The following is a 13407-nucleotide window of genomic DNA, read 5'->3' as shown; positions in this document are numbered from 1 at the left end:
CCGCGCTAACTGGGCAACCATAATTTGAAGCGGGCACCACCCAAGGGTGATTGCTCCACGCTCAAACTGCCGCCCTGGGCTTCCAGGGCGCGTCGACTGATTGCCAGCCCCAGACCAAAACCTCCCGTTGCCCGATCCCGACTGCGGTCCAGACGATAGAACGGCTCGAAAATCCGTTCGCGTTCGGGCTCCGGTATGCCGATGCCATCGTCGTCGACCCATAGTTCGCAGCCCTGTGGCGTTACGTTTACGCCCACCTGAATTCGGCGATCACAGTAGCGCATGGCATTGCGCAACAGGTTTTGCAGGGCCCGGGCCGTGAGGCGCGGGTCAAGGGCAAAGCGCTGTTGAGTCCCGTGCAGGCGCACATCCAGCACTATGTCGGGGGTCTCCAGTTCTTCATCAAAACTGCCGAGGATGCTGTCGATAAATTCGTCCAGCGATACCTCGACCCGCTCCGGTGCCAGCCGGGGATTCTGCAGGCGACTGAAAGACAACAGCTCCAGTACCAGCTCATCCAGTTCACGAATGTGTCCGACCAGTAATTGCAGGCGTTCGCGGCTGGCCTCGGGCAGGTCGTCGCACAGTACCAGGGCCAGACCGAAGTCCAGTCGCGTCAGGGGTGTACGCAACTCATGGGAAACTGCGTTCAGCAGGTCGCGCTGCTGATTGAGCAGGCTTTCAACGTCCTGGGCCATGGTGTCAAACACCGTGGCCAGGGCATAAATGTTTGAACGCGGTGAAATTTGCGTGCGCTCGCTCAACTGTCCCTGGCCAATGCGCGCCGCGGTGTGTTTCAGACGCTCCAGGTCGCGCCAGTGCGGACGCATCCAGAGCAGCAAGCCGCCGAGCAAGGCAGCGCCGATCAAGACATTGATACCCCAGTACAACAGATTCATTTCCAGCGGATCAGGGGGCATCACCCACTCGATGGCCTGCTCCCGGTTCAGTGGCGAGACCACCAGGGTGCGCCAGCCCCAGTCGCCGATGCGTATCACGCCCTGCCCTTGCTGCAGCTGGTGTTGCTCCTTGGGGGTGAACTTGGGGTCGTTGATGGGCAGCAAGTTGACGCGTATGGGTTTGAACTGGGCGTCCAGATCCCGGGCAAGGTCCGGCCACTGCCCGACGGGGAGTTGCTGAAACTGTTTGACCAGCAGGGTCTGCATGCCCCGCGACATATCGGCGTTGTAGCTGACGAAACGCTCATGGAACAGCGTCACCACCAGTTCAGGCACGGCATAGATGGCAGCAGCAAAGGTAACCGTCGTTACCAGATACAAACGAAGCAGGAGCTTGAACATGGGCTCAACATTCCCACTCGGAGCGGCTGAACAGGTAGCCCTTGCCCCATACGGTCTTGATCTTGCGCGCTTCGCCGGCGCAGTCGTCGAACTTGCGCCGCAACTTGGAGATGGCCACGTCCACCGAGCGGTCGGTGCCATTGAACTCGATACCGCGCAAACGCTGGAGGATTTGATCGCGACTCAACACTTCTCCGGCATGCCGGGCCAGTACCACCAGCAGGTTGTATTCGCCGCTGGACAATTCAATGCCCTGTTCGCGCCAGGTCACGGTACGTTCCGACAGGTCGATGCAGAGGTTGCCGATAATGATCCGGTCACTGGCCACGTGGGGTTCGACCAGGCTGCTGCGACGCAACAAAGTACGAACCCGGGCCAGCAGCACACGGGGGTCGCAAGGTTTTGTCACATAATCGTCGGCGCCCATCTCTAGCCCCAGCACCTGATCATGGCTATCGTCGCGCGCTGTCAACATCAGGATCGGCAAACTTGCCGAGTCGGCTCGCAACAAACGGCAGACTTGCAGGCCATCAAGACCCGGTAACATCAGGTCAAGAATAACCAGATCAGGTGGATTGCTTTTTGCGCGCTCACGGACTTGATCGCCTCGGGCAATCACGCTGACCTGGTAACCGTTGCGCTCCAGATAGCTGGCAATCAGCTCCGAGAGGGCAGCGTCGTCTTCGACCAGCAAAATAGTGGGCATAATAAATGCTTACAACCAGGGGAAAACCCGAAGGATATACAACCTCACATGGATAGGCGCACAACCTTCACACTTTTTCACATACCACCTACACAGCTTCACAACGCCCCTTGCGTGCTGCCCTTAGCATGCAGGAGCACTTACAGAAATATCCCGCATATATAAGAAGGCACGATCGTTGAAAAAGCTCTTCGCCCCCCTCTGCCTCTCGGCACTGGCTCTGACCCTCAGTGCCTGTGATAAAAGCCCGGTCGCCGAGACCAAGGCTCCTTTGGCCAAAGTTCGCACCGAAGTCATTGCCACCGCGCCCCTGTCGATCAATAACGAACTCAGTGGCCGGGTGGTTGCCCCGCGCGTGGCGCAAGTCAGTGCCCGGGTCGCCGGAGTGGTATTGAAGCGGATGTATACCGAAGGCAGTGAAGTCAAACAGGGTGAGGTGCTGTTCCTGATTGATCCCGCTCCGTTCAAGGCAGATCTGGACAGCGCCCAGGCAGCCCTGAGCAAATCCAGAGCACTTGCCATGCAGGCCAAACTTCAGGATCAGCGTTACAGCGAGCTGGTTGAAAGTAACGCCATCAGTCGTCAGGACTATGACAATGCCCGGGCCCAGGCCCAGCAGGCCGATGCCGATGTGGCTGCCAATCAGGCCGCCGTGCGCCGCGCCCAGTTGAACCTGGGGTATGCCACTGTTACGGCGCCGATCTCCGGGCGCATTGGCCGGGCACTGGTGACTGAAGGCGCCCTGGTGGGCCAGGGCGAAGTCACCCCGCTGGCCCGTATTCAGCAACTGAACCCGATCCATGTCGACCTTACTCAGTCCACCCGCGACCTCGACAATCTGCGCGAGTCATTCCGCGCCGGCGAGTTGCAGCAGGTGGGCAAGAACCAGGCCCGGGCCACGCTGATCCGTGATAACGGCAGCCTTTATCCGCTGCCCGGCAAGTTGCTGTTCACCGACGTGAGTGTTGATCCAAGTACCGGACAGATCATTTTGCGCAGCGAGTTCCCGAATCCGGATTACGATTTGCTGCCCGGCAGCTTTGTCCGTGTGCGCCTGGAGCAGGCGGTCAACAAAGAAGCCATCAGCGTGCCCCAGCGGGCGATTTTGCGAGACAGTGCCGGGGTTGCCCAAGTGTTGTTGCTGGATGCGGATAACCGCGTCAAACAGCAGCCGGTACAACTGGGCAGCGTTCAGAACGATCGCTGGATCGTCAATGCCGGCCTCAAGGCAGGTGACCGTATTGTGATTGAAGGTTTGCAGCATGCCCGTGCGGGTGAGCAAGTGCAGATCGACGATCCGAAACTCCCTCTCGCACACTCCACGGATCAGTGAGCATGCCGCAGTTCTTTATCGACCGCCCGGTCTTTGCCTGGGTCGTTGCGTTGTTTATCGTGCTAGCCGGGGCTTTGGCCATTCCGCAATTGCCGGTTGCCAAATACCCGGTGGTCGCCCCGCCACAGGTTGAGGTCTATGCGGTGTACCCCGGCGCATCGGCACAAACCCTGGACGAAAGCGTGGTCAGCCTGATCGAGCAGGAGCTCAACGGTACTGACGGCCTGCTGTATTTCGAATCCCAGAGCAGCCTGGGCAGCGCCAGTATCACCGCGACGTTCAAGCCCGGTACCGATCCGGAGATGGCGCAGGTCGATGTCCAGAACCGTCTCAAGACCGTTGAGTCGCGCCTGCCCCAGGCAGTGATTCAACAAGGCTTGCAGGTGGAGAAGATTTCCTCGGGCTTCCTGATGCTGGTAACCCTGACAGCCAGCAAGGACAGCAACCTCGACGAAGTTGCGCTCAGCGATTATCTGGCGCGCAACGTGATGAACGAAATCAAGCGCGTGGAGGGTGTCGGCAAGGCCCAGCTATATGGCGCCGAACGGGCGATGCGGATCTGGATCAACCCGCAGAAGCTGATCGGTTTCAACCTCACGACCACTGACGTGAACAATGCCATTGCCAGTCAGAATGCCCAGGTTGCCGCCGGCAGCATCGGCGACTTGCCAGGCAGCAAGACCCAGGAAATCACTGCCACGGTGCTGGTCAAGGGTCAGCTGTCAAGCCCGCAGGAGTTTGCCGATATTGTCCTGCGCGCCAATCCGGACGGCTCTACCGTGCGTATTGGCGATGTTGCACGGGTCGAGATCGGTAGCCAGGAGTATCAATACGGCACCCGCCTCAACGGCAAGTCGGCCAGTGCTTTCAGCGTGAAACTGGCGCCCGAGGCCAACGCCTTGAGTACCGGTAACCTGATCCGCGCCAAGATGGATGAACTGAGTCGCTATTTCCCGGCAGGCGTTGAATACTCCATCCCCTATGACACCACACCCTTCGTCAAGGTCTCGATCACCAAAGTGATCTACACCCTGGTCGAGGCCATGATCCTGGTGTTTGCGGTGATGTATCTGTTCCTGCAGAACATGCGCTACACCCTGATCCCGACCCTGGTGGTGCCGGTGGCCTTGATGGGCACCTTTGCCACCATGCTGGTGATGGGGTTCTCGATCAACGTGCTGACCATGTTCGGCATGGTGCTGGCCATCGGCATTCTGGTGGACGATGCGATTGTCGTGGTGGAAAACGTCGAGCGAATCATGGTCAGCGAGGGGCTGTCGCCGCGCGACGCCACCCGCAAGGCCATGACCCAGATCAGCGGTGCCATTATCGGCATCACCCTGGTGCTGGTGGCGGTGTTTATCCCCATGGCGTTCATGCCGGGCTCGGTGGGCATCATTTACCAGCAGTTCTCGGTGTCGATGGCCACTTCGATTCTGTTCTCGGCATTTTTGGCCCTGTCACTGACCCCGGCCCTGTGCGCGACCCTGCTCAAGCCGATCGCCAAGGGCGAGCACCATGCCAAGGGCGGGTTCTTTGGCTGGTTCAACCGCAAGTTCGAACACCTGTCACAGGGATACGAGCACTGGGTTGTGCACCTGATCAAGCGCAGTGGCCGCTATCTGTTGCTGTACGGCGCGCTGCTGGTGGTGCTGGTGGTGCTTTTTGCCCGCCTGCCCTCCTCGTTTTTGCCGGTTGAAGACCAGGGCTACATCATCACTGATATCCAGTTGCCGCCGGGTGCCAGCCAGAACCGCACAATCAAGGTGGCCGAGCAGATCGAGGCGCACAACGCCAGCGAGCCCGGCATAGGCAACACCACGATGATTCTGGGCTTCAGCTTTTCCGGTAACGGACAGAACGCGGCCCTGGCCTTTACCACCCTTGAAGACTGGTCTGAACGCGGCGCCAAGGACTCGGCTTCGGCCATCGCCGAACGGGCCAACGCCGTGTTTGGCGAACTCAAGGATGCAATAGCCTTCGCTATCCTGCCGCCGCCAGTCAGTGGTCTGGGGACCTCCAGCGGTTTTGAGTTCCGCCTGCAGGACCGTGGCAGCGTCGGCTATGACGCACTGATGCAGGCCCGTAGCGAATTTCTGGCTCTGGCCGAGAAGAGTCCGGTACTGGCCAACGTGCGCGAAAGCGCGCTGGCTGAAAGCCCGCAAGTGCAACTTGAAGTCGACCGCAAACGCGCCAATGCCCTGGGGGTCTCGTTCGCTGACATTGGCGACGTACTGTCGACGGCCGTGGGCTCGGCCTACGTCAATGATTTCCCGAACCAGGGGCGCATGCAGCGGGTTGTGGTGCAGGCAGAGGGTGATCAGCGCAGTCAGGTTGAAGACTTGCTGAAGATCAATGTGCGCAACAACCTGGGGAAAATGGTGCCGCTCTCGGCCTTTGTCGAAGCCCGCTGGATTCAGGGGCCGGCGCAACTGACGCGCTATAACGGCTACCCGGCCATCAGTATTTCCGGTGAGTCAGCCCCCGGGCGCAGTACCGGCGAGGCAATGATCGAGGTTCAGCGTCTGGTGGATCAGTTGCCTGCCGGGCTGGGCCTGGAGTGGACCGGTTTGTCCCTGCAGGAAAAACTGTCCGGAGCCCAGGCCCCGATTTTGCTGGGCTTGTCGTTGCTGTTCGTGTTCCTGTGTCTGGCCGCCTTGTATGAAAGCTGGTCGATTCCGACTGCGGTCTTGCTGGTCGTACCCCTGGGTGTGCTCGGGGCCGTATTGGCCGTGACGTTGCGCGGGATGCCCAATGATGTGTTCTTCAAGGTTGGCTTGATCACCATCATTGGCCTGTCGGCGAAAAACGCCATTCTGATCATCGAGTTTGCCAAGACCCTGTATGACGAAGGGCATGATCTGGTAGATGCCACGGTGCAAGCCGCACGCCTGCGCTTGCGGCCGATTGTGATGACCTCACTGGCCTTCGTTCTCGGGGTGGTGCCTCTGGCGATTGCCACCGGGGCCAGTTCGGCCAGTCAACAGGCCATCGGTACCGGGGTAATTGGCGGCATGATCGTCGCCACCCTGGCCGTGGTGTTTGTACCGGTGTTCTTTGTGGTGGTGATGAAACTGGTGAGAAGCAAGCCGCGCCAGCTGTAACAGGTTCTGCCCGTGGTAAGGTGCTGCATCAATTAGTAACAGGGATTGTCTTGTCGATGTCGCACCTTGCCCGCACTCATCCTCGCCTGACCGTTGCCACCTTGCTTGGGGTCGCGGTCGGCATCTTTGCTCCCGCTGCAACCCTGACGACCAAGTTCTTGCTGGGCTGGAATGTCTGTGTCTGGTTGTATCTGGGATTGACCCTGTGGCTGGTGATTCGCTCCGCAGCCAGCGACGTGAAAAGCACCGCCGAAGTCGAAGATGAAAATGCCAGCATGGTGTTGTTCACCGTTTGCATCGCCGCCATTGCCAGTCTGGCGGCCATCACCCTCGAGCTGTCAGGCAACAGCAAACTCGATCAATCCGAGCAACTGATGCACTACGGGTTTACCGGGCTGACGGTGGTGGGGTCGTGGCTGATGATCGGGGTGATTTTCAGCCTGCACTATGCGCGGCTGTTTTATAACAATGAGGGGCCGGAGCCGGCCTTGCGTTTTCCGGAGGGGGAGCTGAACCCGGATTACTGGGATTTTCTGTACTTCTCTTTCACCCTCAGCGTTGCGGTACAGACGTCCGACGTGTGCATCGCTACCCGTGAGATGCGCAAAGCCGTGCTGGTGCATTCGCTGTTAGGCTTTTTGTTCAACACTGCGGTACTGGGCTTCTCGATCAATATTGCGGCGGGATTGTTTTAAGTAACCGAACTGTTGGAGCCGGCCTGCGATGCAGTCCATGCGGTGTTACTGGTGAACCGCAGACTGCCATCGCTGGCAAGCCAGCCCCTACAGGATTGATGTTTAATCGGTGCTCAACACGCCACGGCGCACCTGGTCGCGTTCGATGGATTCAAACAACGCCTTGAAGTTGCCTTCGCCGAATCCGTCATCACCCTTGCGCTGGATGAACTCGAAGAACACCGGCCCCATCAGGGTTTCCGAGAAGATTTGCAGCAACAAGCGCTTGTCACCCGGCTCGGAAGAGCCATCCAGCAAAATGCCCCGCGACTGCAGCTGATCTACCGGTTCGCCGTGATCAGGCAGACGGCCTTCGAGCATTTCATAGTAGGTGTCGGGCGGCGCGGTCATGAAGCGCATGCCTATGCCCTTCAGTGCGTCCCAGGTCTTGATCAGGTCGTCACACAGGAAGGCCACATGCTGGATGCCTTCACCGTTGAACTGCATCAGGAACTCTTCGATCTGCCCTGCGCCTTTGGATGATTCTTCATTCAAAGGAATGCGGATCATGCCGTCCGGTGCGGTCATTGCCTTGGAGGTCAGGCCGGTGTATTCACCCTTGATATCGAAGTAGCGGATTTCACGGAAATTGAACAGCTTCTCGTAGAAGTTGGCCCAATAGGCCATGCGCCCGCGATAAACGTTGTGGGTCAGGTGGTCGATGATTTTCAGGCCGGCTCCCACCGGATGACGATCAACACCTTCAATGAACACGAAATCGATGTCGTAGATCGAGCTGCCTTCGCCGTAGCGATCAATCAAGTACAGTGGCGCGCCACCGATACCCTTGATTGCCGGCAGGTTCAGCTCCATGGGGCCGGTGGGAATTTCGATGGGTTGCGCACCCAGTTCCAGCGCCCGGGAAAATGCCTGTTGCGCATTGCGCACGCGGAAGGCCATACCGCACACCGAAGGACCGTGCTCTGCGGCAAAATAAGAAGCTACGCTATGGGGCTCATTGTTGAGGATCAGATTGATCTCGCCCTGGCGATACAGGTGCACGTCTTTGGAACGGTGGCTGGCCACCTTGGTGAAGCCCATAATTTGAAAAATGGGTTCGAGGGTGTTGGGTACCGGGGACGCGAATTCGATGAATTCAAAGCCCATCAGGCCCATTGGGTTTTCGTATAGATCGGCCATTTTGGCGCCTCATCATGGTCATTTTTAGAATTAACAGAAGGTTATTTGCTAAGAATGCTGAGGCTGACGGGAGGCGCGCACGAGATCCCGCGTACACTGCGAGCCAGGAAATCGCCGTAGATCAATTGGAACCCGAATATCTTCATTTCGACCCATCTCTTACGCGGAGGGGCTTCTGCTGGCAGAAGTCATTATTCTTGTATGCGTAAGCCGATTCTACATGGCGTAATCCGGTTTGTCTTACATCATGTTAACCAGCTGTCTTTAATCAGCCTTTACCCCTAGCCCAGGATATGCAATGCCATTAACGCTGAAGTCGACCCGCAAATGGACTGATCGCTATGCGTTGGTTCTGCTCAGTGGATTGCTGCCCGTGGTACTCGGCATGTGTATTATTTTTTGGCAGGCCAATCGAGCCCTGGAGTTTGAGGCCACCCACACCGCGCAAGAAGCCATTCGCCAGTTTGACTTGATGCTCGACAATGCCGCACAGGCAGCCGATGTGATGCTGCCGATGGCGGGGCGCGATTGCGCCCAGGTGGAGCTGGCGTTGCGTGACCAGGTGACGCGCCGGCCTTTCGTGCGCGCGGTGAACATGGTGTGGGACAACCTGATTTATTGCACCTCCCTGTTCGGCCCCTTCAAAGAAATCGTAAACCCGGATGAATATGCCAAAGGCGAGCTCAAGCTGATGGCCGGCAATCCGGTAACGCCCAACGACCCGTTGCTGGTCTACAGGCGCGAGGAAGGCAAAGCAGGGGTGCTGGTCAGCCTGTATGGCGCACATCTGGTCAATGTTTTGGGCTTGATCAATCAGTACACGCAATTACTGATTCAAGTGGGCAGTGATTCGATCGATAAGTATGGCCAGGTGCGTGACGCTCCGGCCGAGCCTTTTCCGGTGGCACAAGTCAGTGTCGCCTCCACCCAGTACCCCTACCAGGTTGTTGCGGGATTCGGCCCCGGAACGGTCGGGCGTTTTGTATGGGCGCGATACACCGGACTGATGGGCTTGTTTGTATTTTTGGGGCTGGTGTCTGCTTTAACGGTGCACTGGTTAAATAAGCGCTCATCTTCACCCACCCATGAATTGCAGCGGGGTCTGGACGCGGCAGAGTTTATTCCTTACTTCCAGCCGGTCGTACGCAGCGATACTAAGCAATGGGCCGGAGCCGAAGTGTTGATGCGCTGGCAGCATCCCAGAGAAGGACTGGTACGTCCTGACTTGTTTATTCCGTTTGCCGAACACTCGAGCCTGATAGTGCCAATGACCCGCTCGCTGATGCAGCAAACTGCCCGGCTACTGGCGCCCCACGCCTCCAGCATGGAGCCCGGCTTCCATATAGGCTTCAATATCGCGGCCAGCCATTGTCAAAACCTTGAACTAATTGATGATTGCCGCGAGTTCCTGGACGCTTTCCCGGCAGGGCAAATCACCCTGGTTCTGGAACTGACCGAACGCGAGTTGATTGTGCCCACTGCAATCACCCATCAATTATTCTCGGCACTCCATAGCCTGGGCGTGATGATTGCCCTTGATGATTTTGGCACCGGCCATTCGAGCCTGAGTTACTTGCATGAGTTCAACATTGATTACTTGAAAATCGATCAAAGTTTTGTCGCAATGATCGGCGTGGACGCCCTGTCCAGACACATTCTCGACAGTATTATCGAGCTCAGTGCAAAACTGGACCTGGGAATAGTCGCCGAAGGGATTGAAACACAAGAACAAAGCGACTATCTGGCGTCTAAAGGGGTGGTGTTTTTACAAGGTTATCTGTTCGCCCGCCCCTTGCCCGCCCCTGACTTCATCAAATCTTTAGTGGCGCGCCCTGCACCGACGCAATAAATACTTGCCTCTATGAACCTGCCCCCTTCGGGGCAAAGTCTTTTGTTAATTGTGCGGGTTCATGGCTTGGCAGTGTGACAATTAACAACTACAATTTTTTCGATTGTTTAAAGGTTGTCACGTTATTTAAAAAGGTCATGGACGGTGTTCAGGTGTTCAAGGTACTGGACCCGGCCCCTGCCCCATGCACTTCAATCATCATTAAAACACTCCGGCTCTCCAAGGCCGGACCAGTGAATGGAGTAATGACTTTGTCCAGACTCGCTGAATTTCGCGCTGCTGAGAAAGCACTTAAAGAGCAGATTGCCCAGCTCGAAGCATTGAAAAATAACGCCGGACTTAAAAGAGAAATTGAGTTCGAGCAAAAACTCAAAGACTTGATGAAGTTCTATGGCAAGAACCTTCGGGACATTATTGCCATTCTTGACCCCGGCACGGTTGCACCCAGGTCCGGTGCCGCCCCCAAACAACGCAAGGCCCGCGTACTCAAGGTTTATCAAAACCCGCATACCGGTGAACTTATCGAAACTAAAGGCGGCAACCACCATGGCTTGAAGGCATGGAAAGAACAATACGGTGCCAGCACCGTGGATTCATGGTTGCGTCATTAAAGTCTGCGCCCAATAAAAAGCCCTGCCCATGCAGGGCTTTTTATTGGGCGGCAATATCACGGGAGCCAGATGTACGGAATGATACAAGTCAATAATTCAAGACAGTCCCGTGCCCATCTCTGGCGCCGACCGCAGCTTTACCAGGCATGGCAGCCATGAAAGCTCCGGGGCGGACAGACAGTCTTCAAATAACAGGTCCTTTCACAGATTTTTCACACCAATGGTCACAGGATGGGGGCTGCTAAAGGACTAGCGCCCCATGCCCGCTTCGGCGGGCTTCTTTTTGCCCGGAATTTGCCAAGACCCGCCGTGCTGATGCCTGCCCCGGCTGAAAACGGGTTTGGCGCAAGCCACCGGATTCCGTATCATTCGCCCATCACGCTCACCGTAGCGACCGATCACCACGTATCACTTTCGGAGGGTTCATGAGCCTGCAAGACCTGAACAACATCCCTGGCGTCACTGGCGAACCAGACAGCGCTACCCAGAATTTTGTCTTCAACCACACCATGCTCCGCGTCAAGGACATCCATAAGTCCCTGGATTTCTATACCCGGGTGCTGGGCTTCTCGCTGGTTGAAAAGCGCGACTTCCCGGAAGCCGAATTCAGCCTGTATTTCCTGGCGCTGGTTGATAAGGCACAGATCCCGGCTGACGATGCCGCCCGTACCCTGTGGATGAAGTCGATTCCCGGCATTCTGGAACTGACCCACAACCACGGTTCGGAAACCGACGACAGCGTTGTCTACCACAACGGCAACACTGACCCGCGCGGCTTTGGCCACATTTGCATCTCGGTGCCGGACATCGTTGCCGCCTGCGAACGCTTCGAGGCGCTGGGTGTGGACTTCCAGAAGCGCCTGACTGACGGGCGCATGAAGTCGCTGGCATTTATCAAAGACCCGGACGGCTACTGGGTCGAGATTATCCAGCCGCAACCGATGTAAACCGGATGCAAAAAAAACCCATGATCGCTCATGGGTTTTTTTGTTTCAGCCGGTTATTCGGAGCGGATCAGGTGATCAAAAGCACTCAGCGAAGCTTTGGCGCCCTCGCCCACCGCAATCACGATCTGCTTGTATGGCACGGTAGTGACGTCGCCGGCGGCAAAGATGCCGGGGATGCTGGTTTCACCACGGGCATCAACCACGATCTCGCCGCGAGGTGAAAGCTCGATCGTACCTTTAAGCCAGTCAGTGTTCGGCAGCAAGCCGATCTGGACAAAAATCCCTTCCAGCTCGACGTGGTGCAACTCGTCTGTGGCCCGATCCTTGTAACGCAGACCATTGACCTTCTGACCGTCGCCTGTGACTTCGGTGGTCAGGGCATTGGTAATCACGGTTACGTTCGGCAAGCTGTTGAGCTTGCGCTGCAACACCGCATCGGCCCGCAGTTTGGTATCGAACTCAAGCAGGGTGACGTGAGAAACGATACCCGCCAGGTCGATTGCCGCTTCAACACCCGAGTTGCCACCGCCGATAACTGCAACGCGCTTGCCTTTGAACAGCGGGCCGTCACAGTGCGGGCAGTAAGCGACGCCACGGCTGCGGTATTCCTGCTCGCCGGGTACATTCATCTCTCTCCAGCGGGCACCGGTTGCCAGAATCACGGTCTTGGCTTTCAGCGAGGCACCACTGGCAAATTTCACCTCATGCAACTCGCCCGCCTTGCCCGGGAGCAGCTTGTCGGCACGCTGCAGGTTCATGATGTCGACGTCGTATTGCTTGACGTGTTCTTCAAGGGCGGTGGCCAGTTTTGGCCCTTCAGTTTCCTGCACCGAGATAAAGTTCTCGATGGCCATGGTATCCAGCACCTGGCCGCCAAAGCGTTCAGCGGCGACGCCGGTACGAATGCCTTTACGTGCCGCATAAATGGCAGCCGCTGCGCCGGCCGGACCACCGCCTATGACCAGCACATCAAACGCCTCTTTGGCGCTGATTTTTTCGGCCTGACGCTCGATGGCGCCGGTGTCCAGCTTGCCGAGAATTTCTTCCAGACCCATACGGCCCTGGCCGAAGTTCACGCCGTTCAAGTAAACACTGGGAACTGCCATCACCTGACGTTCGGTGACTTCGTCCTGGAACAGCGCGCCGTCAATCGCCACGTGGCGAATGTTCGGGTTCAATACAGCCATCAGGTTCAGCGCCTGCACCACATCCGGACAGTTCTGGCATGACAGCGAGAAATAAGTCTCGAAGTTGAACTCGCCCTTGAGGGCGCGGATCTGTTCAATCACTTCAGGACTGGCTTTCGATGGGTGGCCGCCGACTTGCAGCAAGGCCAGCACCAGCGAAGTAAATTCGTGGCCCATTGGGATGCCTGCGAAACGCAGGCTGATATCGCCGCCCGGGCGGTTCAACGAAAACGAAGGCTTGCGTGCATCGGTACCGTTGTCCAGCAAGGTAATCATGCTGGAAAGGCTGGCGATTTCTTTCAACAAGTCATGCATTTCACGGGATTTCGCACCGTCGTCGAGGGAAGCAACGATCTCGATCGGCTGGGTAACCCGCTCCAGGTATGACTTCAACTGTGCTTTTAGATTGGCGTCCAACATACGGGCGATCTCCTTTGACCTTTAATACTGTGTAAAAAAAACGCCCGAGCGAATGTCGCCCGGGCGTTTTGAGGG

Annotated in this window: 10 protein-coding genes; 6 read left to right on the top strand and 4 right to left on the bottom strand. The window is 57.3% G+C overall.

Translation table 11 applies throughout. The features are described 5' to 3' along the window. Nucleotides 1-5: 5 nt before the first annotated feature. Together FEZ21_RS14595 and FEZ21_RS14590 are read right to left on the bottom strand one after the other, a co-directional pair. Nucleotides 6-1301 carry an ATP-binding protein gene (locus FEZ21_RS14595; protein ID WP_160627599.1) on the bottom strand — a complete coding sequence of 432 codons (1296 nt, stop codon included), beginning with the start codon at nucleotides 1299-1301 and terminating at the stop codon, nucleotides 6-8. A 4-nt stretch (nucleotides 1302-1305) separates the two neighbouring features. Continuing rightward, the gene (locus FEZ21_RS14590) at nucleotides 1306-2007 is read right to left on the bottom strand and encodes a response regulator transcription factor (RefSeq protein ID WP_003445448.1); all 702 of its coding nucleotides are present in this window, start codon (nucleotides 2005-2007) and stop codon (nucleotides 1306-1308) included. A 178-nt stretch (nucleotides 2008-2185) separates the two neighbouring features. Here FEZ21_RS14590 and FEZ21_RS14585 point away from each other — a divergent pair, with 178 nt between their 5' ends. The 3 genes from FEZ21_RS14585 to FEZ21_RS14575 are packed head-to-tail and all read left to right on the top strand — an operon-like array spanning nucleotide 2186 to nucleotide 7139. Next, entirely contained in the window at nucleotides 2186-3340 is a 1155-nt protein-coding gene (locus FEZ21_RS14585) for an efflux RND transporter periplasmic adaptor subunit (protein ID WP_003445446.1), read from the top strand. Between the two features lie 2 nt (nucleotides 3341-3342). Further along, entirely contained in the window at nucleotides 3343-6444 is a 3102-nt protein-coding gene (locus FEZ21_RS14580) for an efflux RND transporter permease subunit (protein ID WP_003445445.1), read from the top strand. Nucleotides 6445-6500: 56 nt separating this feature from the next. Next, nucleotides 6501-7139, top strand: coding sequence for a DUF1345 domain-containing protein (locus FEZ21_RS14575; protein WP_003445443.1), 639 nt, complete (start codon nucleotides 6501-6503; stop codon nucleotides 7137-7139). 102 nt (nucleotides 7140-7241) lie between these two features. Here the strand turns inward: FEZ21_RS14575 and hppD are convergent, their stop codons facing one another. Then, complete coding sequence (hppD, locus tag FEZ21_RS14570; RefSeq protein ID WP_003445442.1) at nucleotides 7242-8318, bottom strand: 4-hydroxyphenylpyruvate dioxygenase; 1077 nt, start codon at nucleotides 8316-8318, stop codon at nucleotides 7242-7244. A 298-nt stretch (nucleotides 8319-8616) separates the two neighbouring features. Between hppD and FEZ21_RS14565 the strand changes: the two genes are divergently transcribed. From FEZ21_RS14565 to gloA, 3 genes are all read left to right on the top strand, one after another. Beyond that, nucleotides 8617-10167 carry an EAL domain-containing protein gene (locus FEZ21_RS14565; protein WP_003445441.1) on the top strand — a complete coding sequence of 517 codons (1551 nt, stop codon included), beginning with the start codon at nucleotides 8617-8619 and terminating at the stop codon, nucleotides 10165-10167. A 251-nt stretch (nucleotides 10168-10418) separates the two neighbouring features. Next, complete coding sequence (locus tag FEZ21_RS14560) at nucleotides 10419-10778, top strand: histone-like nucleoid-structuring protein, MvaT/MvaU family (RefSeq protein WP_003445439.1); 360 nt, start codon at nucleotides 10419-10421, stop codon at nucleotides 10776-10778. Nucleotides 10779-11203: 425 nt separating this feature from the next. After that, nucleotides 11204-11725 (top strand): lactoylglutathione lyase, encoded by a 522-nt coding sequence (gene gloA / locus FEZ21_RS14555; protein WP_003445437.1) that lies wholly within the window; start codon nucleotides 11204-11206, stop codon nucleotides 11723-11725. Nucleotides 11726-11778: 53 nt separating this feature from the next. On the opposite strand, the gene ahpF is transcribed toward gloA, so the two are convergent. Then, nucleotides 11779-13332, bottom strand: a complete 1554-nt coding sequence (gene ahpF / locus FEZ21_RS14550; protein ID WP_003445435.1) for an alkyl hydroperoxide reductase subunit F — start codon at nucleotides 13330-13332, stop codon at nucleotides 11779-11781. Between the last annotated feature and the right edge of the window lie 75 nt (nucleotides 13333-13407).

The sequence above is a fragment of the Pseudomonas sp. 9.1(2019) genome, from assembly GCF_009910445.1.
Classification (GTDB): Bacteria; Pseudomonadota; Gammaproteobacteria; order Pseudomonadales; family Pseudomonadaceae; genus Aquipseudomonas; species Aquipseudomonas paraversuta.
Note: the sequence above shows the minus strand (reverse complement) of the source record. Positions and strands in the feature narration are given on the sequence as shown.

Excerpts from the sequence above, each read along its gene's own strand:
- FEZ21_RS14590 (WP_003445448.1), bottom strand. The coding sequence starts at position 2,007 with ATGCCCACTATTTTGCTGGTCGAAGACGACGCTGCCCTCTCGGAGCTG.
- ahpF (WP_003445435.1), bottom strand. The coding sequence starts at position 13,332 with ATGTTGGACGCCAATCTAAAAGCACAGTTGAAGTCATACCTGGAGCGG.
- FEZ21_RS14565 (WP_003445441.1), top strand. The coding sequence starts at position 8,617 with ATGCCATTAACGCTGAAGTCGACCCGCAAATGGACTGATCGCTATGCG.
- hppD (WP_003445442.1), bottom strand. The coding sequence starts at position 8,318 with ATGGCCGATCTATACGAAAACCCAATGGGCCTGATGGGCTTTGAATTC.
- FEZ21_RS14580 (WP_003445445.1), top strand. The coding sequence starts at position 3,343 with ATGCCGCAGTTCTTTATCGACCGCCCGGTCTTTGCCTGGGTCGTTGCG.
- FEZ21_RS14575 (WP_003445443.1), top strand. The coding sequence starts at position 6,501 with ATGTCGCACCTTGCCCGCACTCATCCTCGCCTGACCGTTGCCACCTTG.
- FEZ21_RS14595 (WP_160627599.1), bottom strand. The coding sequence starts at position 1,301 with ATGTTCAAGCTCCTGCTTCGTTTGTATCTGGTAACGACGGTTACCTTT.
- gloA (WP_003445437.1), top strand. The coding sequence starts at position 11,204 with ATGAGCCTGCAAGACCTGAACAACATCCCTGGCGTCACTGGCGAACCA.